The organism is Macromonas bipunctata, assembly GCF_002837135.1.
Taxonomy (GTDB): domain Bacteria; phylum Pseudomonadota; class Gammaproteobacteria; order Burkholderiales; family Burkholderiaceae_C; genus Macromonas_A; species Macromonas_A bipunctata.
Map to the genome: position 1 here is coordinate 17,532 of NZ_NWBQ01000033.1, position 22,050 is coordinate 39,581.

Here is a 22,050-nt window from a genome sequence, read left to right on the forward strand (position 1 = left end):
ATTTTATCTTTCGACACCTGCGCGGCGCAGGAGTTGCTTGCAACGCTCGGACAAGTGAACCACACGCAAGTGTTTGCCCGCTTGGGTGTAGCGTTGGCGCAGGGTTTTGAGCGCCTCAATGGCCGAGTAATCGACGAAGCTCAGGTGGCGTGCGTCCAACGTGGTGTGCGCCGGGTCGTTGGCCACGTCAAACAGCGCCAGAAAGGGCTCGGTGGAGGCAAAGAACAGCGTGCCGTGCAAGCGGTAGTGCTTGCTGCCATCGGCTTCGGTGTGGGTGTCGGCGTACAGCTCGCGCGCGTGCTGCCAGGCAAAGTTCAACGCTGCAATCACCACGCCGCACAGCACGGCCACGGCCAGGTCGGTGGCCACGGTGATGATGGTCACGGCCAGCATCACCAGCACGTCGTGCAGCGGCACTTTGTGCAGCACCCGCAGCGCACCCCAGGCAAAGGTTTGCTGCGCCACCACCAGCATCACGCCCACCAGCGCCGCCAGCGGAATTTGCTCGATCAACGGCGACAGCAGCAGCACGAACAGCAGCACCATCACCCCGGCCACCACGCCCGACAAACGCCCGCGCCCGCCCGATTGCAGGTTGATCATGGTCTGTCCGATCATGGCGCAGCCGCCCATGCCGCCCGCCAACCCCGACACCACGTTGGCCACGCCCAGCGCCACGCACTCGCGGTTGGTGTGGCCCCGGCTTTGCGTGATTTCGTCGGTGAGGTTGAGCGTGAGCAGCGTCTCCAGCAGCCCGACCACCGCCATCACCACCGCGTAGGGGGCAATGGTGCGCAAAGTGTCCAGGTTCCACGGCACGTCGGGCCAAGCCAGCGTGGGCCAGCCTCCGGCAATGTGGGCCATGTCGCCCAGGGTGCGGGTGGGCAGTTGCAGCAGGCTGGTCAGCAGGCCCACCGCCACAATGGCCACCAGCGCCGGGGGCACGCTGCGCGTCAGGCGCGGCAGCAGGTAGACGATGGCCATCGTCAGCGCCACCAGGCCCAGCATCAGGGCCAGCGGCTGGCCGTGCAGCCAGCCAGTACCACTTTGGAAATGCTGCAACTGTGCCAGCGCAATCACGATCGCCAGCCCGTTGACAAAGCCCAGCATGACCGGGTGCGGCACCATGCGCACCAGTTGGCCCAGCTTGAGCACACCAAACAGCGCCATCAGCACGCCACTGAGCAACACCGTGGCCAGCAAATACTGCGCGCCATGCTGCACCACCAGCGCCACAATCACCACCGCCATAGACCCTGCTGCGCCCGACACCATGCCGGGCCGCCCGCCCAGCAAGGCGGTAAGGGTACAGATGATGAACGCACCGTACAGCCCCATCAGCGGGTTGAGCTGCGCCACCAGCGCAAAGGCGATGCACTCGGGCACCAGGGCAAAGGCGGTGGTCAGGCCAGCCAGGGAATCGGCGCGGATGCGGGCAACGTTCATCGGCCCGATTTTAGGGTGGGCGTTTTTATCTCACGCCGCTGCACGGCGCAGGCGGTCGCGCACACCGTCCCAAGCGGGGGCATCGGGCGGGGTTTCGACCCAGATCAGTTTGGTATCGGGCTGGTCGAGTTCGCGCAACACGGCAAACAACTCTTGCGCGCATGCGTCGGCGTGCAGGGGCATGTAGCGCAACTGTAAATGGCGGCTGGCACTGCTGACGGGCTGGCGCACGTACAGCGCAATGTGGCGCGCGTCCGCGCCCAGCATGTCGAGTGCGGCTTGCATTTCGCCGTGCGGCATCAGGCGCACACGGGCGGTGGGCGCGTAGTGCGATTCCAGCGTACCGGAGGCCTTGGGCGCTGCCGCATCGCGCTGGGCCACAGGTTCGCCGCAGGCTTGTTCCAGCGCAGCGGGTTCAACCATGCCGGGGCGCAACAGCACGGGGCGGCCCCGGCTGCAATCGACGATGGTGGATTCAATGCCCACCGGGCACGGGCCACCGTCCAGAATCAGCAGGGCATCGTCGGCCAGCAGCGTGGCAAATTCGTCTTGCACGTGCGCGGCGGTGGTGGGGCTGACGCGGCCAAAGCGGTTGGCACTGGGCGCAGCTACGCCGTACACGCCCAAAGCCTGCGCGGCTTGCAACACGGCCTGCGCCACCGGGTGCGACGGGCAACGCAAGCCGATGGAATCCTGCCCCCCCGCCGCTGCGGCCCCCACGTCGGGCCGACGCGGCAGGATGACGGTGAGCGGCCCCGGCCAGAACGCGGCCATCAGGCGCTGGGCAAAGTCCGGGACTTCGCGTGCGTAATGCGCCACCCCGGCCTGCCATTGCGCGGGCGTGGCACCGGCCACATGCACGATCAACGGGTGGTCTTTGGGGCGGCCTTTGGCTTCAAAGATGCGGGCCACGGCCTCCGGTTGGTCGGCATCGGCGGCCAAGCCGTACACGGTTTCGGTGGGCAGGCCCAGCAGCGCGCCGCGTTGCAGCGTCTGTGCCGCACGCTGGACAGCGTCGCCCGCTTGAGCAGCAGCCAGCAGCTCAGGTGCTGTGGCCAGCAGCGCGCGCGCGTCCAGCGTCACAGCCACGGCGCAATGCCCAAAATCTGCGCCGCTTGCAAGGCGGTGGCCTGCACTTGCTCCAGCGTGGCTCTGGTCACGTTCAAGTGGCCCATCTTGCGGCCCACACGCGCTTCCAGTTTGCCGTACAGGTGCAGATGCACGCCCGGCAGCGCCAGCACGGCGGCCCAGTCCGGCGACTTGGCTTCAGCGTTACCGCCACGGAACCAGATGTCGCCCAGAATGTTGAGCATCACCGTGGGGCTGTGCAGGCGCGGTTGCACCAAGGGCAGGCCGGTCATGGCGCGCACTTGCAGCTCGAACTGCGACACGTCGCAGGCGTTCAGGGTGTAGTGGCCGCTGTTGTGCGGACGCGGGGCCATTTCGTTGACGACCAACGCGCCATCGGCGCTGCCATCGTCGATGACGAAATACTCGACGCACAACACGCCCACATAGCCCAACTGGTGTGCAATGGCTTGCGTGGTCTGGATGGCCTGTTGGGCCAGCGCAGCGGGCACGTTGCCGTCGAACACCTCGGTCACGGCCAAAATGCCATCGCGGTGCAGGTTGCGCTGCACCGGAAAGTTCACCACCTGGCCATCGGCCCCGCGCGCCACCAGCACCGACAACTCGGCGCGCAGCGGCAGCATCTGCTCCAGCACACAGGGCACACGGCCCATCTGATCCCAGGCGGCGGCCAGTTCGGCGCGGGTCTTGACGCGGGCCTGGCCCTTGCCGTCGTAGCCCAAGCGTGCGCTTTTGAGAATGCCGGGCAACAACGCGTCTGGGGCGATGGCCAGCTCAGCATCGGTGGTGATGACGGCGTACGGTGCAGGGCCTATGCCACCCGCTTGCGCGCAGGCCACAAAGTGGGCTTTTTCGGCGATGCGGTCTTGCGCCACCGCGACCGCGCTGGCGTTGGGGGCCACCGGGCGTTGCTCGGCCAAGGTGCGCAAGGCCGGGGCGGGCACGTTCTCGAATTCGGTGGTGATGGCGTGGCAACGCTGGGCCAGTTCGGCCAGACCGGCGGGGTCTTCGTAAGCGGTACGGATGTGGTGGTGGCTCACCAGCCCAGCGGGGCTGTACGGGTCGGCGTCCAGCACCGCCGTAAAGTAGCCCATCTCTTGCGCCGCTTGCACAAACATGCGGCCCAACTGGCCACCGCCCATCACGCCCACGGTGGCGGGTTGGCCATCGGGCATGGTCTGGCCCGGCAACACGGGGGCAACGCGGCTCATACGGCCTCCGGCGGCGGCAGGGTCATGGCACGGGCGGCTTCGGTTTGCGCGGCGCGGAAGGCCTCCAACTGGGCGCGCAACGCGGGATCGTGGTTGGCCAGCATGGCCACCGCGAACAACGCGGCGTTGGCGGCACCAGCGGCGCCAATGGCAAACGTGGCCACCGGTACGCCCTTGGGCATTTGCACGATGCTGTGCAGCGAATCCACCCCCGACAGCGCCTTGGACTGCACTGGCACACCCAGCACCGGCACCGGCGTCTTGGCGGCCAGCATGCCCGGCAGGTGCGCCGCACCGCCCGCACCCGCGATGATGGCCTTGAGGCCCCGGCCCGCAGCGGCTTCGGCGTAGGCAAACATGTCGTCGGGCATGCGGTGGGCCGAGACCACACGCGCCTCGTGGGCGATGCCAAATTGTTGAAGAATCTGTACCGCGTGCTCCATGGTGCTCCAATCGCTGTTGGAACCCATCACCACGCCGACCTGGATGTCTGTGCTCATTACCGCTTGCTCCATCAAAGTTGCGATTTTACTTTTGCGCGAAAAGTTCTACCGTTCACAACAGGGGGATCGACAGCGCGGACGGCGCAGCCGTCCTGTTGGCTTGAATTATCGTTCAGCAACGTAGAATGAGCCCTGTGCAACGCCTCCAATCCTTCCAATACGAACTGCGCCCCAACGGCCAGCAAGTGCGCTTGATGCGCCGCTTCGCGGGTGCGTGCCGCTTCGTGTACAACAAGGCGTTGGCGTTGCAGCAGGAACTGCATGCCGACGGTGAAAAGAGGCTCACCTACGCCCAACTGTGCCAAACCCTGACGGCTTGGAAAAAACAGCCAGAACTGCTGTGGCTCAATGACGCGCCCAGCCAGCCGCTGCAACAAGCCCTGAAAAACCTGGAACACGCCTACACCAACTTCTTTGAGAAGCGCGCAGCCTTTCCGCGCTTCAAGAAAAAGGGCCAGTCCGAGAGTTTTCGCTACCCGCAAGGTGTCCAGCTCGATCAGGCCAATGGCCGCATCTTTCTGCCCAAACTGGGCTGGATACGGCTTCGTATGTCGCGCCCGGTGCTGGGCACGCTCAAAAACGCTACCGTCAGCCAGTGCGCGGGCAAGTGGTATGTGTCGATTCAAACCGAACGCGAAGTTGAAGTGCCCGTGCCACAGGCCAGCAGCGCCATCGGCATTGACGTGGGGATTGCCCGCTTTGCCACCTTCAGCGACGGAAATTTCCTCGCGCCGCTGAACAGTTTTAAGCGCCACCAGAAACGCCTCGCCCGCTATCAGCGGCGCATGGCGCGCAAAACCAAATTCAGCAGCAACTGGAAGAAGGAAAAAGCCAAAGTCCAGAAAATCCATACCCGCATTGCCCACTGCCGCCAAGACTTCCTGCACAAAGCCACCGCAGCGATCAGCCAAAACCACGCACTCGTCTGCATCGAGGATTTACAGGTCGGCAATATGTCCAAATCGGCAAAGGGCAAAAACGTCAAGGCCAAAACTGGACTGAACCGCTCCATCATGGATCAGGGCTGGTACGAATTCCGCCGCCAGCTGACGTACAAGCTGGAGTGGGCAGGCGGCATGCTGGTGGCGGTGCCGCCGCACAACACCAGCCAAACCTGCCCGTGCTGCGGGCACATTTCGCCGGACAACCGGCGCACGCAAGCCGAATTTCTGTGCGTGCAGTGCGGCTACCAGAACCACGCCGATGTGGTCGGAGCCATGAATGTTTTAGAGCGTGGATTGCGCTTGTTAGCCTGTGGAGAGGACGTTAGACGCGCCAAGGTCGCAAGACCGAAACGCGCAGCCTCGATGAAGCAGGAACCCGCCGAGGTGACCCGTGCCCAGCATGATGCTGGCGCGGGTGCGGTAGGAATCCCCGTCCCTTAAGACGGGGAGGATATCAATTTTGCGCCCCAAATCGGGGGCAAAATGGGCAGCACACAGGCCCGTTTTTCGTTTTTTTGACACCACACTTTTCACCCGCCATGATCGACGTCACCCTTGCCAATTTTGAAACCGAAGTGATAGCAGCGTCCCAGACCGTGCCGGTGCTGGTGGACTTCTGGGCCCCGTGGTGCGGCCCGTGCAAGACGCTGGGGCCGGTGCTGGAGAAGGTCGAGGCCGCCTACGCGGGCCGCTTCAAGCTGGTCAAGGTCAACACCGAGGAAGAACAGCAGCTGGCGCAGGCGTTTGGCATCCGCAGCATCCCGACCTGCGTGCTGATGGTGCAAGGCCAGCCGCTGGACGGCTTCATGGGCGCGTTGCCCGAAGGCCAGATCAAGGCCTTTCTGGACAAGCACCTGCCCAGCGAGGACGCGCTGCAAGCCCAGGCCCACGCCGAAGAAGCCCAACAACTGGCGCAAGCGGGCGACACCCAGAGCGCCCAGGCGCGGCTGGCCGATGCGCTGGCGCACGACCCCGGCAACGACGACTTGCGCTTCGACTACGTCAAGCTGCTGATCGGCAACGGCCAGCTGGGCGAGGCCGCCGCCGCGCTGGCGCCGGCGCTGGCGCAGATTCCGCTGCAACTGCGCTTCGAGGCGCTGGCGCAGTGGCTCAACGCCCTGGAATTTGTGGCCACCGACGCGCGCGGCCACTGGCCGCTGGACGAGTTCGAGCAACGCATCAGCGCCAACAAGCGCGACTTTGACACCCGCTTTGCCAAGAGCCGCCTGCTGATTGCCCAGGGCGACTGGGAAGCGGCGATGGAAGAGCTGCTCGAAATCATCATGCGCGACAAGAAATGGGCCGACGAAGCCCCGCGCAAGACCTACGTGGCGCTGCTGGAACTGCTGACCCCGCCCAAGCCCAAGGCCGACGCAGGCGCCACGGGCAAAAGCGCCGGGGGGCTGGAACTGGCGGGCCAACTGGTGCCGCAGCAAGACCCGCAGGCCGAACTGGTGGCGCGCTACCGCCGCAAACTCAGCATGGCGCTGAACTGAAGCAGGAATCCACCATGGCCACCCTCCGCTTTTTACCCACCCTGGCCACCACCGCTGTGCTGACGGGCCTGCTGGCCGGCTGCAACAGCGTGGAATGGCGCAACGCCGACGCCGCGCACGAGATCGAGGAACAGGCGCAGCCGCCCGGCTCGGTCTACACCGGCTGGCGCGTGTTCCAAGACAAATGCGCGCAATGCCACGGCAGCAACGCCACCGGCAGCGCCAGCGCGCCCGACCTGCTGCCGCTGGTGCGGGAGCTTGGCCCGCGCGGCTTTACCGCCCGCGTGCTGCAACGCTACGACTGGAATTTGCCCGTTGAAGCCGCCCAACTGCAAGGCCAGACGCTGGAACACTGGACGGAGCGCGTGCTGCAACGCCAGGCCGGGGCCGTCACCATGCCCGCCTGGCAAACCGAACCGCGCGTGAGCGCGCACATCCTGGACTTGCACGCCTACCTGTCGGCGCGCGCCGACGGCAGCCAAGGGCCGGGCCGCCCCACGCCCTGAACCTGAACGCTGCCGGGGCCGCCGCAGCGGCGCCCGGTGCTGGCCATCAACCCATCAGGCGGGTCAGGGCTTCCTGGTACTTGGCGGCGGTCTGCTCGATCACCTCGCGCGGCAAACGCGGCGCAGGGGCGGTCTTGTTCCACGGCTGGCCGTTCACTTGGGCGGTCTCCAGCCAGTCGCGCAGGAACTGCTTGTCAAAGCTGGGCGGGTTGCTGCCTTCCTGGTAGCTGTCGGCGGGCCAGTAGCGCGAGCTGTCGGGCGTGAGCACCTCGTCCATCAGCACCAGGGTGCCATCGGTATCCAGGCCAAACTCGAACTTGGTGTCGGCGATGATGATGCCCTTGGTCAACGCAAAGGCGGCTGCCGCCTGGTAGAGCTGGATCGACACGTCGCGGATCTTGGCCGCCAGCTCCGGGCCGATCATTTCCACGGTTTTCTCGAACGTGATGTTCTCGTCGTGCTCGCCCACCTCGGCCTTGGCTGCGGGGGTGTAGATCGGGGTGGGCAGCTTGCTGGCGTTCTTCAGGCCTTCGGGCAAGGGCACGCCACACACCTGGCGGTTGTCTTGGTATTCCTTCCAACCACTGCCCGCCAAATAGCCGCGCACCACCGCTTCCACCGGGATCGGCTTGAGGCGCTTGACCAGCATGGAGCGGCCCGCCACCAGCGGTTTTTCCTCTGCGCTGACGACGCTGGTTGGGTCTTGGCCGGTCAGGTGGATCGGGCAGATGTTTTGGCCATTCGGGCCGAGCAAGTCGAACCAGAACAGGCTCAGGCGGGTCAGCAGCTCGCCCTTGCCGGGGATGGGCTCGCCCATGATGACGTCGAAGGCGCTGATGCGGTCGGACGCGACCATCAGGATGCGGTCGTCGCCCACGGCGTAGTTGTCGCGCACCTTGCCGCGCGCCAGCAGGGGCAGGGATTGAAGGGCTGAAGTGTGCAGGGCTTGGGACATGGCGGATGGATCAAGGATGGGAAGGAAGGGGGCGGATGGCCGCAGGACGGGGCGCTAGAGCAAGTCGTCCCAGGGGTCGTTGTCGCGGCCCCGGATGGGCGTGGGTGGCAAAAAGGTGGTCGGCAAGGGGCTCCGCGAGGGTCGGTGCAGCTCCTGAATATTGAGCAGCGCCTGCAGCACGTCGGGCGGAAAACCCTGGCGGGCACCGCCACGGGTGTCGCACAGCAGCTTGGCCACGTAGTCGGCGGCCTCGGGGTAGCCCCACAGCAGCCGCAGCGGCTGCGCGATGTGGGGGTACCGGGCGGCCACGCGCTGGAAGTCGGCGTTCAGCTCCATGGCGGCACCCGTGGTGTCTGCAAGGCGTGGCAGGTGCCGGGCCGCTCAGGCGCGCGGCGGCGTCAGTTGACCACCTGGGCCAGCTCGCCCGCCGCGTACTTGGCGGCCACGACTTGCAGGCTGTGGCCCTGGATCTTGGCGCCCTGCCCTTCGCAACCGAATTCCAGGTAACGCTGCTTGCAGATGGCCTGTGCGGCGGCGCGGGCGGGCTTGAGCCACTCGCGCGCGTCGAACTTGTCGGGGTTTTCGGTCAGGAACTTGCGGGCAGCGCCGGTCATGGCCAAACGGATGTCGGTGTCGATGTTGATCTTGCGCACGCCGTACTTGATGGCTTCTTGGATTTCTTCCACCGGCACGCCGTAGGTTTCTTTCATCTGGCCACCGTACTGGTTGATGAGGGCCAACAACTCCTGCGGCACGCTGCTGGAGCCGTGCATCACCAAGTGGGTGTTGGGGATGCGGGCGTGGATTTCCTTCACGCGGCTGATGGCCAGAATGTCGCCCGTGGGCTTGCGGCTGAACTTGTACGCGCCGTGGCTGGTGCCAATCGCAATCGCCAGCGCATCCAACCCCGTGGCCTGGACGAAGGCGGCGGCTTCTTCGGGGTCGGTCAACATCTGGCTGTGGTCGAGCTTGCCCACGGCGCCAATGCCGTCTTCCTCGCCCGCTTCGCCGGTTTCCAGGTTGCCCAGGCAGCCCAGTTCACCTTCCACCGACACGCCCACCTTGTGCGCCATCTCGACCACGCGGCGGGTCACGTCCACGTTGTAGTCAAAGCTGGCGGGGGTCTTGCCGTCTTCCAGCAGCGAGCCGTCCATCATCACCGAGCTGAAGCCCAGATCGATGGCGCCTTGGCAGATGGCAGGGCTTTGGCCGTGGTCCTGGTGCATCACCACCGGAATGCTGGGGTAGGCCTCGCACGCGGCCAGCACCAGGTGCTTGATGAAGCTCTCACCCGCGTACTTGCGCGCCCCGGCACTGGCTTGCAGGATCACCGGCGCACCGACTTCCTTGGCCGCTTCCATCACGGCCTGCACCTGTTCCAGGTTGTTGACGTTGAAGGCCGGGATACCGTAGCCGTTTTCGGCGGCGTGGTCCAGCAGTTCGCGCATCGAGACGAGAGCCATGAGAGTGTTCCTGTGAAGTCTGAGAAATGGGGGTGGCCCGATGCTTGCACATCGGGGCCAGGCAGTCTTGCCATTTTAGCGATGCCACCCCGGCGGATGGGCGTGATTGGTGGCCGTGCAGCCGCAGATTCAAGCACCGCAGGACAGCATGGCCTGAATGTCCTTCATCAACAAAAAAAGGTGCAGGGGGTCGGTGGCACTGGACTCAAATTCCCACTGCAAGTACCAGTTCCTGGCGTTGTCGTCTTTTGCATGCACCAGCAACGCCCGGATACCCGCGATGTCAGCGGCCCGACTGGTACGGATCAAAGCGTCCTTGAGCAAAGCCCGACCCAGACCGACACCTTGGTGCCGAACATCCACGGCCAGCCGGGCCAGCAACATGACAGGCACCGGGTGCCGGGGCATACCTTTTGCCACCCGAGGTGCAGCCACATGGGGCTCCACGCTGCCCACCGCCAGACTGTAAAAACCAGCCACCACCCCACCACAGCCAACCACGTAGGTTTGTGCGCTGTGGGCCTTCTGGTTGCCCAATGCAAAGCGTTGCAGGTACTGGTTCAGAGCGGGTTGGCCACAGTCAAAACCATCCAGCACATCGTGCGCGGACAGCTTGCGAACGGGATTGTAGGAGCGGGCCATCAGCCCAGCAGCCCCGGCTCGGTGAGCAGACGCTGGAGCCGGGGTTTGACGGTCACGGGTTGATCCAGCGCGGTCTGAAACGCCTCCCACTGCTCGGCAGGCAACTCGAAACGGCGACGGTCGGCCAGTGTCTGGTTGGCCGCCACGATACCGGCATCCAACAGGAATTCACTGACGTTTTTGTGCGCAGCACGGGCGGCTTCCTGCAAAAGTTGCTTGACCGGAAGACTGGCACGAACGTCGATACGCTCGGATTTGGACAGGGTGGCGGTTGGCATGACGACGACCTCAAAGCTGAAGGTCTTGCATCATACCGTCCGGCCAATGTCCTGACAACCCGTAACTCCAGCTGTTACTGCGCGCGGCAGATCTTGAGCATGTTGGTTCCGCCTGGGGTGCCCATCGGTTCGCCGCAGGTGATGGCGTACACATCGCCGCTTTGCACAATGCCGCGCTCCTTCAGGTAACGCTCGGCCTGGTGCAGGGCGGTGTCGCGGTCGGCGCTGGTGTCCATGAGCAGCGGCGTGACGTTGCGGTACAGCGCCATGCGGCGCTGCGCGGGCAGCTTGGACGTGACGGCGTAGATGGGAATGGCCACGTTGTGGCGGCTCATCCACAGCGCGGTGGAGCCCGAATCGGTCAGCGCCACAATGGCTTTCACGCCCAGGTGGTGCGCGGTGAACAGTGCGCCCATGGCAATGGCGTGGTCGATGCGCTCGAAGGTCTTGCCGCTGAAGTCGGACTCGAGCTCATAGGTGTCGGCCTGCTCGGCGGCGGCACAGATCTTGGCCATTTCCTGCACGGTTTGCAGCGGGTACTTGCCCGCAGCGGTCTCGGCGCTGAGCATCACAGCATCGGTGCCATCGAGCACGGCGTTGGCCACGTCGCTGACTTCGGCGCGCGTGGGCACCGGGTTCACGATCATGGACTCCATCATCTGCGTGGCGGTGATGACGACCTTGTCCGCTTCGCGCGCCAGGCGGATCATGCGTTTTTGCAGCGCGGGCACCGCCGCATTGCCCACCTCCACCGCCAAATCACCGCGCGCCACCATGATGCCGTCCGACACGGCCAGGATTTTTTCCAGTTGGGGAATGGCCTCAGCGCGCTCGATCTTGGCAATCAGGCCCGGCTTGTGCCCCGACGGCGCGGCCACCAGGCACAGCTGGCGTGCCAGTTCCATGTCGGTGGCGGTCTTGGGAAAGCTCACCGCCACGTAGTCGGCGTACAGGGCCATCGCGGTTTTGATGTCGTCCATGTCCTTGGCGGTCAGGGCCGGGGCGGTCAGGCCACCGCCTTGCTTGTTGATGCCCTTGTTGTTGGACAGCTCGCCACCAATCTGTACCGTGGTGTGGACGGCATCACCCACCACGCGCTCCACGCACAGCACGATCAGGCCGTCGTTGAGCAGCAGCACGTCGCCCGCTTTCACGTCTTGCGGCAGGGCCTTGTAGTCCAGCCCCACACCGGCCACATCACCGGGTTCGGTGCGGGCGGCGTCCAGCACGAAAGGCGCGCCGTCTTCGAGCCACACCTTGCCTTCGGCAAATTTGCCCACGCGGATTTTGGGCCCCTGCAGGTCGGCCATGATGGCGACTTCTACCCCCACACGCTGCGCGGCGCTGCGCACCAAGTTGGCGCGGTCGATGTGGTCTTGCGCCGTGCCGTGGCTGAAGTTGAGCCGCACCACGTTCACCCCGGCGCGGATCATCTGCTCCAGCAGTTGCGGGTTGCTGGATGCGGGACCCAAAGTGGCGACGATTTTGGTAGCACGCTGCGGCATGGAAGAAGACTCCTAATGAAAAAAATGGATAGGTCAACAATTTTGCAGGACATCAGCGACAAATTGATTGTAATTTTGACCTTTACACAAATTGGCTGCATATAATCCTGATAACTACATAAATAAAAACTTTCAAATGACAAAAACAAAATGAAAAATGATTTTTTTAAACCAATTGTTATCATTTCATGTTTGTTGACCACCGCTTGTTCGGTGTCTGCGCCTTGGCCTGATCAGTATGCAAAGGTTTCTGTGACACCAGATCTTTCGCCGTACACCCAGTTTGAGTTGTACGCTCAAAACGCGGCGCCCACCGACAACCGCCAGCAAGGTCGGCTCCGGTTTTTGGTTGCTAGCTCACAGTTTGAGGCGTATCGCGCAGACGGCGCAGCCATCGGACGGCTACATGTGCAGCCCGAGGAATGCCGCGACGATCCTGATGCAGCGTGCCAACGCCGTTTTGTGATCAACGGGCGACTACATAGCACGCAGGGCAATTTCAGCTGTGTCGTGCCAGTACGCAATGACACCAACACTGGCTATCAAACTCAAACTCTTTCCGGCTTGTGCCAAAGCCAATACGGCCGCGCCTACACCATTCAAATTTTTGCACCCTAAAACATGAAGCACTTCCAAATGTCTTTTTCTTCACACCGCATGCGTACTGGCGCGTTGGCCTTGTGCTTCAGTTTGGCACTGGGTGCGTGCGACCTGTTTACCAGCCCAGACCAGCTCAAGGCAGACGCCAATGCTGCTCTGGCCGCACGCAACTTTGCCACTGCCGCACAAACCGCACAGCAGTGGGCGAAGAAAGCGCCCGATCAGTACGAGGCGTACTTTGTATTGGCGCAAGCTCAGGCCCAAGCAGGTGACAAAAACGCGGCGGTGGTAGCCCTGGAGCAAGCACTGACCAAAGGTCTCAAGGACGACACGCAGGTCACGACCAACGCCAACTTGGAACCGATCCGATCCATGGTTGCCTACCAAAAGTTGATGGACACGCATTTCCCCAAGCACGTAGGCAAGCAGGAAAGCAATACCGACTCTAGAGCTGCGACTGAACCCGAACCAGATGAAGGCGTTGATAGCGTCTCTATTACTGAAAAAAATGGCATGCAAGTGCTGCGTGCTGGCGATGTCATGATCCAAGTACCCACATTGAAATAAACCCAAACATTCAGAACACTGGAGACAAGCATGAAAAAATTTAAGTTGAAAACGCTGGGTCTGGCATTGAGTGCTGGCCTGATGGTTACGCCCGCAATGGCCCAAACACAAAACACTGTGATCGGCGAAGGCCGTGCACCCGTGGGAGCGGGCGATGCCAGCGCCATCCGCAACGCGGCGAAGCAGGAGGCACTGCGCGATGCCGTTATTAAGGCGATCAAGGATGCGACCGCTCTTGATGCCAGCGACAGTCGGCACGCTGCCATCATCAACGAAGTGGCCAAACAGTTGCGTGACGTGCGTGTGATTGAAGAAGTGCGCGAAGGCGCAGACTTCGTGACACGCATTGATGCCCATGTGGATCGTCGCCAGATTAAAAACGCGATCCGTGGCACGGAGCTTGACAAGCTGAACGACCGCAGCTTTTCCATCTTGATGCTGGTGGACGAGTTCGTGACCAACAGCCGTGACCTGAAACTTCCCTTGCGCGATCTGACCGAGTACTCGTACGATGCTGGCGCTTCCTACAAGGACAAAACCCGCGCTGCCAGCGCCAGCTCAGCGTCCAGCAGTGCTGCCATAGCTGCATCTTCCAGCGTGAACGCGGCGCGTGCGTCATCGACCAAGGTTGCCGGCGCAGCCAACAGTGGTGTTGTCGTGCAAGGGAGTGACGGCTCAGCGGGCGCAGCTGCAACCAATAGCAGGTTCAGTGGCCAATCCGCCGATGCAGCCAGCTACCGTGCCAAGGACAGCATGGCTGCGTCGTCATCGTCCAAATCGTCACAAGCTGCCACCTACCAAGCCAACGTTGAAGCCAAAAACCATGAAAAGGTGTCGTACCGCAGGCTGGTGGAATACCAAGACACTTCCAAGCCCACGACCAACTCGGTGTTTCTGTCGTCCTTCAGCGGCTCACTGCGAGATTACGACTTGCGATTGCTGGACGCATCTATCACACGCAGCAAGTTTTTTGGCGACCGCAAGATCACCTTGGCAGCACTGGGCAGCAGCGCCGAAATGGCCAAATTCTCCGAATTTGCGCGCAAATCCAACGCCGATTTCCTGATGGTGGGCTCCTCCACCGTCGTGGCGGGTGACATCAACCCAGCAACCGGCATGCAAAGCTGTGCGGTGACGGCGGAAATCAAGGTGTTTGCCACCGCTGGCAGCGAACAGATTTCCTCAGCCGCACAGAGCACGGAAGCGGCTGGCCGCAACATTGAGGACTGTGCCGCCAAGGCATCGACCAAAATTGCCAACATGCTGGCGCCCGAATTTGCCAACCGCACCTTGGGCTACTGGGCTGACCGTGCGGCCCGGGGTCGTCAATACACGGTGGAATTGAAAGGGGCTGGCTTGACCTTCCCCCTGCGCATGGCCTTTGCCAAAGCATTGCGCGAAATCCCTGATGCAGCCGACGTAGAGACCAAAGAAAACTCGGACGCTGGCGTTCGTGCCACGGTCACCCTCAAAGGCAAGGCCAATCCCATGGAGCAGGTGTATGGTGCAGTATTAAGCCAATCCGCCTTTGCAGGACGCAATCTGGATGGTGCGGAAGAAGGCGAAACCTTGGTGCTGTGCCTCAACAGTTGCGCCGCAGCCACACCCGCCGCACGTGGCAAACGGTAAGCGGGCAAGCACACTATGCGTCGATACCTAAAACCGCTGCTGTGGTTGGCTTGTGTTGTTCCTGTCGCAGGCATCGCGGCACAGCAGGCCAAAGTACTTCCTGTTCAAGGTTTTTTCTACGATGCGGCCAAGGATTCCAAACTTGACCCCGTCTTTCGTGAGTACCTGAACCAGCCGGCCGTTGCCCAGCACTTGGGCAAGCACATTTACGACACGCTAACGCCAGCGTTTGGCACACGGGTCGGTCATCTGGATCACCGTACGGCTGGCCATACGTTTGCGGTGTCGTTCCATGTCACACGGGCCAGCAGCTTCAGCGTGGACAAGGGCAATGGCAACAGCGACGTGGTGGCCACGCTGACTGGTGGCGTCTACTTCACCAACGTGATTTCGGGCGAAGTTTTGACCACGTTGTCGCGTACCGTCATTAGCCGTGCGGTTGCAGCCAACCAAGCCGACCCGAAGGCCGAACGCCAAGAACTGTTCCGACAAGCTCTCAACACACTGATGCACGAACTGGTGAGTGAGGCGCCCAAGCATTTCCACCCTGTGGTCATTGAGGCGCGGCTAACCGACCGCATTGGCGATCTGCTCATTCTGGATGCCGGCTACCGTCAGGGCCTCAACGCAGGTGATCGGGTCGAGGACAGTGCGGACAATCTGGTCGAGGTGGTCTACGCTGCCGAGGACTATGCAGTGGGCAAACTGGTGCTTGGGGCAAACCTGAATTTGGGTACGACCTTCCAGAAGTTCAGTGCACACGCAGCGTCGGGCAAGGATCGCCCTCGGGTTGCGGTCTTGGTGGACAAGCAGCCCGAAGGCTACGCCAAAGACTACGTGGGGCGCTTGTTTGCTGAAATGTTGGGCGATGCGGCCCCCCTGTCTGTGGTGCAGATCAACACTGGTTTTACCCAGTTGCTGCAGACGGTGCGGGAGCAGGACGGCGTTGAGCTCAGTTCCATGCAATCTGCGGAGCGCCGCCCCCCCAATTTTGTCATCCGCGTGCGCGTACCAGAGACCGTGTACCACGAGGCCGGAACCAACCTCGACTACGAAAAACAGCGTCGCTATGAGACACGTGCATTCGCCGATGTGATCGACAACAGCGGTCGGGTAATTTACACCGCCGTGGGCACAGACGTGATAGTGGACAAGATTGTGCGTGGTATTGGTGCTGGACCAGACGAGCGTCGCGAGGTCAATATCAAGAACGCCCTGGCGGACTTGAGCAAGAAGCTGGTGCAGATTGGGGATTTGAAGCGCGACCGCGCCGAAATCGTCAACAGTGATGGCAGCACATACCAAATTAACAGCCAGAACCGTGTTTACAGCGCGCGCCAGCCGGGTGTAATACTGCGCAAAGCCAAAGCACGGGTTGGCAAGGACTCACGTACCGTGTGGCTGCCTACGCAAGAGGCTACCGTGGACAACTACAGCGGCCAAGCAACCACTGCCCTGTTACAAGGACTGCCCATCGACACCGCACAGCATAAGGTAACGGCAGGTGACCAGTTTGAAGTGTTGCGCTTGGGGACGGCCCCGCGCACAGCGGTATCGTTGGCCACCTGTGGCCCCGTTGAGGCGCTGGGCAACAGCACTACACCGGCGCTCATGGAGCTGACCAACCACCTGCTCGGCGAAAAAATGCCGGGGATGCTCTACGCACCCGATGCGCAACACCTGACCGACAACGTGATCGGCCCCAGAAGCGGCTTTGCGTCTGGATTTGCTTGGCAATTGCCCGCCGTGACGTATTGCATCCAGCCGGTTGAGCGTGTCAATGTGGGTGATGAGCAATGCAGCACGCAATGCGAGCGTCCCATCGTGTCACGCTACACCTTGCGTGTCAAAAAAGGTAGCGATGTCCTGACACGGATTGCTTTTGAAGGTCAGTTCAAAAGCTCTGGCTATTACGGTAAATCCACCGCACCAGAGCAACTGAAGCACCTGTTTGCCGCCGATGTGCTGGACGAGGCTCGCCGCCTGCTGGAAAAAGCCGTCGACAAAATCAATTTCCCCTTGCCTTAAATCAACCACTGGAGACTTCTCATGATGAAAAAACGCATTGCTGCCGTTCTGGTCGTAAGTACCTTGGGTGTGCTGGCCACTCCCGCCATGGCGCAATTCAGCAACCTGCTGGGTGGACTTACTGGTGGTAGCAGCAGTGCCGCTGCCGCAGACCCACAAACCTTTGTCGCATCGGCCCAAGCGGCTGAGAAGCTGATGAACAACTCGGTGGCACTGCTGAGCCAATCACTGGTTTCCAAGGAAAAGGCAGCAGCGCTTGAAGCACAACGCAAGGCTGCCAACGAAACCACCGACCCCGCCGAAAAGCAAGCCAAGCTCACTGAGGTGCGCAAGTCGGAAATGGCAGCACTCAACGAGTCGATGGCCAACAGTCAGATTGAATCGGCCGTCAAGAAAACCAGCGGCAAGCAACGTGAAGACTTGGCAGCCGCTTCTTTTAACTTCATGTTGGCACTGTTGCAGGACAAAGCCTTGGTTGAGCAAGGCAAAGGCTTGGTCAGCAGTTTATCGAGCAATCCAATGAACATCACGAAGATGGGTGGCGTCAAGGATGCCGTCAGCAGTATGACCAACCAAATTTCGGCCGCCTCAAGCATTGCCACCAAAATGCCTGCAATTTTTACAGCAGTGGGCGTCAAGGCACCCACCTCGAAGGACGAGAAGCCGAAGACGATGACGCAGGTTGAAGGCGACTGATCGACTTCAGCGTTGCAACACGCCCAGCAGCCCCTGCAACGCATGCAGCACCGTGGCGGCACGCACCGCCGCGCGGTCACCCTCAAAATGGCAACCTTCGGCGTGCGCGTGGCCGGGGCCTTGCCAGCCTATCCACACCGTGCCGACGGGCTTGTGGGCACTGCCCCCCGCCGGGCCCGCCACGCCGGTCACGGCCACCGCCCAGTCGGCCCCCGAGGTGCGCAGGGCACCGGCGGTCATGGCGCGCACCACCGCTTCGCTGACCGCACCGTGCTGGGCGATCAGCTCGGCGGGCACGCCCAGCAGTTCGGTTTTGGCGGCGTTGGAGTACGTGACCACGCCGCGCTCCAGCCAGTCGCTGGAACCGGCCAACGCGGTACAAGCCGCCGCAATCAGACCGCCCGTGCAACTTTCCGCCGTCACCAGACGCTGACCACGCTGGCGCAACGCATCGGCCAAGGCATCGCACACCGGCCAGATGGCATCGTCCAGCCACAGGGGGGAAGCATTTGTCATGGCCTGGGCCTCCCTCAAAAACGCCACAGCGCAATAACGAGCAAGGTGCAACCGGCGGCCACCAAGTCGTCGAACATGATGCCCCAGCCGCCGCGCCAGCCCCAGCCCTTGAACACGCGGTCGGCCCACGCCACCGGCCCGGGCTTGGCGGCATCAAAGTAGCGGAACAGCGCAAATGCGGCCAACTGGCCCCAACCGCTCATGGGCATGGCCAGCCACAGCACCAGCCAGAACGCCACGATTTCGTCGATGACGATAAAGCCCGGATCGGCCACCCCGGTGCGCCGCGCCGTGGCCATGCTGGCCCACCAGCCCAGCAACAGGCCCACGCCGATGATGGCGGCCCATGCCACATCACCCGGTTGCCAGAAGTCCTGAACCAGCACAAACAGCAGCCACGCCCACAGCGTCCCCACCGTGCCGGGGGCGCGGCGGCTCAAACCCGCGCCCAGCCCCAGCGCCACCAAATGCGACAAGCGCGACACCATGAACCCCACCGAAGGCACCCACGGTGCGCTGGAGCGTGCGGTGCCGTTCATGCTATAGCCCCCTGCTGCGCCAACCCTTGTACCCAGGCCAGTTGCTGCGGCAAGCACACGGTTTGGAGGTCGTAGCGTTGCTGCGCCAAGGCGCGCGCGTTGGCTCCCAGACGCTGGCGTTCTGCCGGGTCGTCCAGCAAATCGCACACTTGCGCCGCCAACGCCGGTGCGTCAAAAAAGTTGACCAAGCGCCCGGTCTCACCGTGGCGGATCGCCTCGTGCAGCGGCTGGGTGTCGCTGGCCACAATCGCACAACCGGCGCTCATGGCTTCCAACAGGCTCCAGCTCAACACAAACGGGTACGTCAGGTACACGTGGACGGTACTGAGTTGCAGCAGACCGATGAACTGGGCGTAGGGCACCTTGCCCAGGAAATGCACGCGGGCCCAGTCGCGCTCAGGGATGCGGGGCCGCACTTCGGCGACAAAAATGTCTTTCCAACTGCGCAGGCCACCGTAACGCTGCGGGTCGGGCCGTGCGCCGTAGCTCACATCGTCGGCCCCCACCAGCAGCACACGCGCGTTGGGCCGACGCGCCAGCAGCTCGGGCAAGGCGCGCATGAAGGTGTGGTAACCCCGGTACGGCTCCAAGTTGCGGTTGACGAAGGTAATGACCTCGCTGCTGCGGTTGAGCGTGGTGGTGGCCCCAGCACGGTGGCCCAAGGTGAGCTGCACCTGTGGGTTGGGCGCGACGGCGGTGGTGTCAATGCCGTCGTGGATGACCGAGATGCGGCGGCGGAACGGCTCCGGAAAAGTGCTGGCCTGCCATTGCGTCGGGCTGATGCCCGCATCGGCCACCTCAAAATGCAACAGGTTGTTGAGGTTCTTCAGGCGCAAGCGGCAAGCGTCGCCGCCGGGGTCGGCAGCGGCAAACTCGGGGTCAAAGCCCACGTCGGCACCGTGCGGTTGGTAGTAGAACTCGCAGTAGATGGCCAGCCGCGCCTGCGGCCAGACCTCCTTCAAAAACAGGCTCTCGCCCCAGCCGTGGTGCGCCACGATCACATCGGGCACCACCCCTTGGGCCTTGAGTGCCAACGCGGCCCGAAAGCAGGCCTCACCCCGGATGGTCTTGGTCTCGAAGTCGCTCACCCACGGGTGAACATTGGGGGTGCTGCCCCGGCTGGCGCGGTAAGGCACCAGCGTCACGCCCTGCCAGTCGGTCACGTCCACCGGCTGCATGGTCATGGCCCACACACGGTGGCCTTGGCGCACCAACGCCGGTGCCAGATGCTTGAATTGCCCCGGAAAATTTTGGTGAATAAACAGGATATTGGCCAACTTCGACACCGCCCACCGACCCGGCAGCGGGCCGCCCCATGCCGCCCGGTCTGCCTCGCCAAGAGCCGTGACTGTAGCCTAAAGTGGGGGCCGCTCGGCACCCGACGGGTGTGGGTGCAAGTGGTGGTTGGGCTCCAAACACAACGGGCAATGCTGACCGCACGACCAAGCACGCGGCTTGCCCAAAAACCGCCACGCCAGCCCGCTGGCCACGCCACCCAGCACCAGGGCCAGCGTCCATGTGTGTCCGTCCATCTGCAACCTCCTTGTCGTGTTGAGCCATTGCAGCTTACGGGCGCGACGTGACAACCGTGCGCCAGTTTGTTGCCAATTGCGTGGCAACGCACCCAGCGCAAGCCCGACACCTTGTAGGAATTTGCCTGACAACAAGAACAGCCAATTTCGGATTCAAGTTGTTTAAGGCCCGGTTGACAATTCATTTCAACGCTTCGGCACCAGCCAGCTGTGCTAGCTGACCGCAAGACCTACCCCTTACATTCTTCAGGAGAGACCCATGAACAGCGAATTCAACACCACCGAGCAGTTGCTGGACGAGATCCGCGAAGCCAACCTGACCTACCTGATGCTGGCACAGCGTCTGGTGCGCCTGGACAAGGCCGAGGCGCTGTTCCGCCTGGGTCTGAGCGAAGAATCGGCCGACCTGATTGCCACCCTGTCCACGGCGCAGGTGCTCAAGCTCTCTTCCACCAACACGCTGCTGTGCCGCTTCCGCGCCGACGACGACATGGTGTGGAACCTGCTGACCAGCAACCACAAGCCGCAACGCGCCAGCGCCAGCAACGACGTCACGCAACGCCTGCACGCCAACATTCTGATGGCCAGCCGCCTGGCCGATGCCAGCGTGTAAGCCCGCTTTGGCCCGTTATTGATTTGTTTACCGCCAAGACCGCCCCACCATGACCACCGTCGCCACCCCCAAGAGCATCGTCAACGAGAGCAAGGACATCACCCGTGCCGTGGCACTGATCGGACTGGGCGCGCGGTTGCAGGTGCTGGAATCCGAGACCAACCTGTCGTACGAGCGCCTGTTGCGCCTGTACAAGGAAGTGGCGGGCAAATCGCCCAGCAAGGGCCAACTGCCCTTCAGCACCGACTGGTTCTTGACCTGGCAGCCCAACATCCACGCCTCGCTGTACGTCAACATCCACCAGTACCTGCAAAAAAGCATTGCGCTGGACGACATCGACGCCGTGATGAAGGCCTACAAGCTCTACGCTGAACAGATGCAAGCCAGTGGCGTGGAGCCGCTGCTGACCTTTACCCGCGCCTGGCGCCTGAGCAAGTTCATGGACGCCAACATGCTCACGCAGACCAAGTGCACCTGCTGCGGGGGCTCGTTTGTGACCGACGTGTACGAGAACGCCCGCCACTACGTGTGCGGCTTGTGCAACCCGCCCGCACGCGCGGGCAAGGGCAAAGCCGACGGCACGCTGCGCGTGCAGCACTGACCCAGATCGGGAATTAGAACGTGGTCCAGTCGTCTTCGGAGGCGGCGGGCTCCACGCGCACCGGCTGGGCGCCGGTCTTGGCGTTGGCGGGGCGCAGCGACGGCACCGACGCCTTTTGGGCGGTGGCCGGGGCCGGCTTGGGCGCAGCGGGGGGTGCGCCCACTGCCGCCTCGCCGGCACGGGCACGCGCCGTGGCCGAGTGCGCGGTGCTGTGCGCGACGCCGTTTTCGACTGACGCGCGCAGCTGGTGCAGCACCAGCATCACTTGCTGCCCCACCTGGTGGAAGGCCGAGCTGGGCTCGACCATGCGCTGTGCGTCTTCGTAGCGTTGCTGGTTGATGAGGTCGGCCACCTTGCCCGCCTCGTGGTGGAAGGCCTTGTGCTGCTGCACCAGCGCGCTGAACGCGGGTGCGCTGCCCCAGCGCGTCTTGCCCGGGCCGTGGAGCCACTTGCCCAGCGTGCAGCAGTCGTCGCGGCGCAGCGTGTCGGCGTCCACCTTGAGGCGGCGCTGGATGGCGTTGCGCAGCGTGATGCGCCACTGCTGGTGCGCCGCCTGCGCCTGGCTGAAGTTCAGGTCTTCGGTGACAACAGTGGCGCTTTCGGTCTTGGCCACCGAGGTCTTGCGCAGCTGCACGGCGTCGGCCTCGGCCAGCGTGGTGTCGTTGTCGGTCAGGCGGAACACGCGGATGCT

25 protein-coding genes are annotated in these 22,050 nt (G+C 63.0%); 10 read left to right on the forward strand and 15 right to left on the reverse strand.

Going from position 1 to position 22,050, the window contains the following annotated elements; translation table 11 throughout:
- Positions 1-3 precede the first annotated feature (3 nt).
- The 4 genes from CON76_RS05365 to purE are packed head-to-tail and all read right to left on the reverse strand — an operon-like array spanning position 4 to position 4,246.
- Positions 4-1,446, reverse strand: coding sequence for a SulP family inorganic anion transporter (locus CON76_RS05365; protein ID WP_101102356.1), 1,443 nt, complete (start codon positions 1,444-1,446; stop codon positions 4-6).
- 30 nt (positions 1,447-1,476) lie between these two features.
- On the reverse strand, positions 1,477-2,487 hold the full coding sequence (locus tag CON76_RS05370; RefSeq protein ID WP_101102376.1) for an L-threonylcarbamoyladenylate synthase: 1,011 nt from the start codon (positions 2,485-2,487) through the stop codon (positions 1,477-1,479).
- Between the two features lie 38 nt (positions 2,488-2,525).
- On the reverse strand, positions 2,526-3,746 hold the full coding sequence (locus CON76_RS05375) for a 5-(carboxyamino)imidazole ribonucleotide synthase (RefSeq protein ID WP_101102357.1): 1,221 nt from the start codon (positions 3,744-3,746) through the stop codon (positions 2,526-2,528).
- Positions 3,743-4,246, reverse strand: coding sequence for a 5-(carboxyamino)imidazole ribonucleotide mutase (gene purE, locus CON76_RS05380; protein ID WP_101102377.1), 504 nt, complete (start codon positions 4,244-4,246; stop codon positions 3,743-3,745). The genes CON76_RS05375 and purE overlap by 4 nt, the downstream gene beginning before the upstream one ends.
- Positions 4,247-4,383: 137 nt before the next feature.
- Between purE and CON76_RS05385 the strand changes: the two genes are divergently transcribed.
- The 3 genes from CON76_RS05385 to CON76_RS05395 all read left to right on the forward strand — a co-directional run bounded on the left by CON76_RS05385 (position 4,384) and on the right by CON76_RS05395 (position 7,195).
- Complete coding sequence (locus CON76_RS05385; RefSeq protein WP_101102378.1) at positions 4,384-5,634, forward strand: RNA-guided endonuclease InsQ/TnpB family protein; 1,251 nt, start codon at positions 4,384-4,386, stop codon at positions 5,632-5,634.
- 98 nt (positions 5,635-5,732) lie between these two features.
- Positions 5,733-6,689, forward strand: a complete 957-nt coding sequence (trxA, locus tag CON76_RS05390; protein WP_101102358.1) for a thioredoxin — start codon at positions 5,733-5,735, stop codon at positions 6,687-6,689.
- 14 nt (positions 6,690-6,703) lie between these two features.
- Positions 6,704-7,195 (forward strand): c-type cytochrome, encoded by a 492-nt coding sequence (locus CON76_RS05395; RefSeq protein WP_101102359.1) that lies wholly within the window; start codon positions 6,704-6,706, stop codon positions 7,193-7,195.
- A gap of 46 nt (positions 7,196-7,241) precedes the next feature.
- On the opposite strand, the gene CON76_RS05400 is transcribed toward CON76_RS05395, so the two are convergent.
- The 6 genes from CON76_RS05400 to pyk all read right to left on the reverse strand — a co-directional run bounded on the left by CON76_RS05400 (position 7,242) and on the right by pyk (position 12,038).
- On the reverse strand, positions 7,242-8,150 hold the full coding sequence (locus tag CON76_RS05400) for a phosphoribosylaminoimidazolesuccinocarboxamide synthase (RefSeq protein WP_101102360.1): 909 nt from the start codon (positions 8,148-8,150) through the stop codon (positions 7,242-7,244).
- Positions 8,151-8,204: 54 nt separating this feature from the next.
- Positions 8,205-8,486 (reverse strand): hypothetical protein, encoded by a 282-nt coding sequence (locus CON76_RS05405; RefSeq protein WP_101102361.1) that lies wholly within the window; start codon positions 8,484-8,486, stop codon positions 8,205-8,207.
- Positions 8,487-8,548: 62 nt separating this feature from the next.
- Positions 8,549-9,613, reverse strand: coding sequence for a class II fructose-bisphosphate aldolase (fba, locus tag CON76_RS05410; protein WP_101102362.1), 1,065 nt, complete (start codon positions 9,611-9,613; stop codon positions 8,549-8,551).
- A 129-nt stretch (positions 9,614-9,742) separates the two neighbouring features.
- Positions 9,743-10,255, reverse strand: coding sequence for a GNAT family N-acetyltransferase (locus tag CON76_RS05415; protein WP_101102363.1), 513 nt, complete (start codon positions 10,253-10,255; stop codon positions 9,743-9,745).
- The gene (locus CON76_RS05420; protein ID WP_101102364.1) at positions 10,255-10,533 is read right to left on the reverse strand and encodes a type II toxin-antitoxin system TacA family antitoxin; all 279 of its coding nucleotides are present in this window, start codon (positions 10,531-10,533) and stop codon (positions 10,255-10,257) included. Before CON76_RS05420 ends, CON76_RS05415 begins: the two co-directional genes overlap by 1 nt.
- A 74-nt stretch (positions 10,534-10,607) precedes the next feature.
- A complete protein-coding gene (gene pyk, locus CON76_RS05425; protein ID WP_101102365.1) occupies positions 10,608-12,038 on the reverse strand; it encodes a pyruvate kinase in 1,431 nt (476 codons plus the stop codon).
- A gap of 150 nt (positions 12,039-12,188) precedes the next feature.
- Between pyk and CON76_RS12785 the strand changes: the two genes are divergently transcribed.
- Genes CON76_RS12785 through CON76_RS05445 form a run of 5 tightly spaced genes read left to right on the forward strand, consistent with a single transcriptional unit; the run spans position 12,189 to position 17,558 of the window.
- Positions 12,189-12,656, forward strand: coding sequence for a hypothetical protein (locus CON76_RS12785; protein ID WP_145995339.1), 468 nt, complete (start codon positions 12,189-12,191; stop codon positions 12,654-12,656).
- 3 nt (positions 12,657-12,659) lie between these two features.
- Positions 12,660-13,205, forward strand: a complete 546-nt coding sequence (locus tag CON76_RS05430; protein ID WP_101102366.1) for a tetratricopeptide repeat protein — start codon at positions 12,660-12,662, stop codon at positions 13,203-13,205.
- Positions 13,206-13,235: 30 nt separating this feature from the next.
- Entirely contained in the window at positions 13,236-14,834 is a 1,599-nt protein-coding gene (locus CON76_RS05435) for a hypothetical protein (RefSeq protein WP_145995340.1), read from the forward strand.
- Between the two features lie 15 nt (positions 14,835-14,849).
- Positions 14,850-16,862, forward strand: a complete 2,013-nt coding sequence (locus CON76_RS05440) for a hypothetical protein (RefSeq protein WP_145995341.1) — start codon at positions 14,850-14,852, stop codon at positions 16,860-16,862.
- Positions 16,863-16,883: 21 nt separating this feature from the next.
- Complete coding sequence (locus CON76_RS05445; RefSeq protein ID WP_101102369.1) at positions 16,884-17,558, forward strand: hypothetical protein; 675 nt, start codon at positions 16,884-16,886, stop codon at positions 17,556-17,558.
- A gap of 6 nt (positions 17,559-17,564) precedes the next feature.
- On the opposite strand, the gene CON76_RS05450 is transcribed toward CON76_RS05445, so the two are convergent.
- From CON76_RS05450 to CON76_RS13060, 4 genes are all read right to left on the reverse strand, one after another.
- Complete coding sequence (locus tag CON76_RS05450; RefSeq protein ID WP_101102370.1) at positions 17,565-18,074, reverse strand: CinA family protein; 510 nt, start codon at positions 18,072-18,074, stop codon at positions 17,565-17,567.
- 14 nt (positions 18,075-18,088) lie between these two features.
- The gene (locus CON76_RS05455; protein ID WP_101102371.1) at positions 18,089-18,613 is read right to left on the reverse strand and encodes a phosphatidylglycerophosphatase A family protein; all 525 of its coding nucleotides are present in this window, start codon (positions 18,611-18,613) and stop codon (positions 18,089-18,091) included.
- Positions 18,610-19,899: a glycosyltransferase gene (locus tag CON76_RS05460; RefSeq protein ID WP_276308994.1), complete on the reverse strand. Its 1,290-nt coding sequence runs from the start codon at positions 19,897-19,899 to the stop codon at positions 18,610-18,612. Before CON76_RS05460 ends, CON76_RS05455 begins: the two co-directional genes overlap by 4 nt.
- 69 nt (positions 19,900-19,968) lie before the next feature.
- On the reverse strand, positions 19,969-20,145 hold the full coding sequence (locus CON76_RS13060) for a hypothetical protein (protein WP_169928991.1): 177 nt from the start codon (positions 20,143-20,145) through the stop codon (positions 19,969-19,971).
- Positions 20,146-20,404: 259 nt separating this feature from the next.
- Between CON76_RS13060 and flhD the strand changes: the two genes are divergently transcribed.
- Both flhD and flhC read left to right on the forward strand, forming a co-directional pair.
- Positions 20,405-20,758: a flagellar transcriptional regulator FlhD gene (gene flhD / locus CON76_RS05465; protein ID WP_101102373.1), complete on the forward strand. Its 354-nt coding sequence runs from the start codon at positions 20,405-20,407 to the stop codon at positions 20,756-20,758.
- A gap of 49 nt (positions 20,759-20,807) precedes the next feature.
- Positions 20,808-21,359 (forward strand): flagellar transcriptional regulator FlhC, encoded by a 552-nt coding sequence (gene flhC, locus CON76_RS05470; RefSeq protein WP_101102374.1) that lies wholly within the window; start codon positions 20,808-20,810, stop codon positions 21,357-21,359.
- Positions 21,360-21,372: 13 nt separating this feature from the next.
- Here flhC and CON76_RS05475 read toward each other — a convergent pair.
- On the reverse strand, positions 21,373-22,050 hold a 678-nt coding region (locus CON76_RS05475; RefSeq protein ID WP_169928992.1), incomplete at its 5' end, for a CZB domain-containing protein.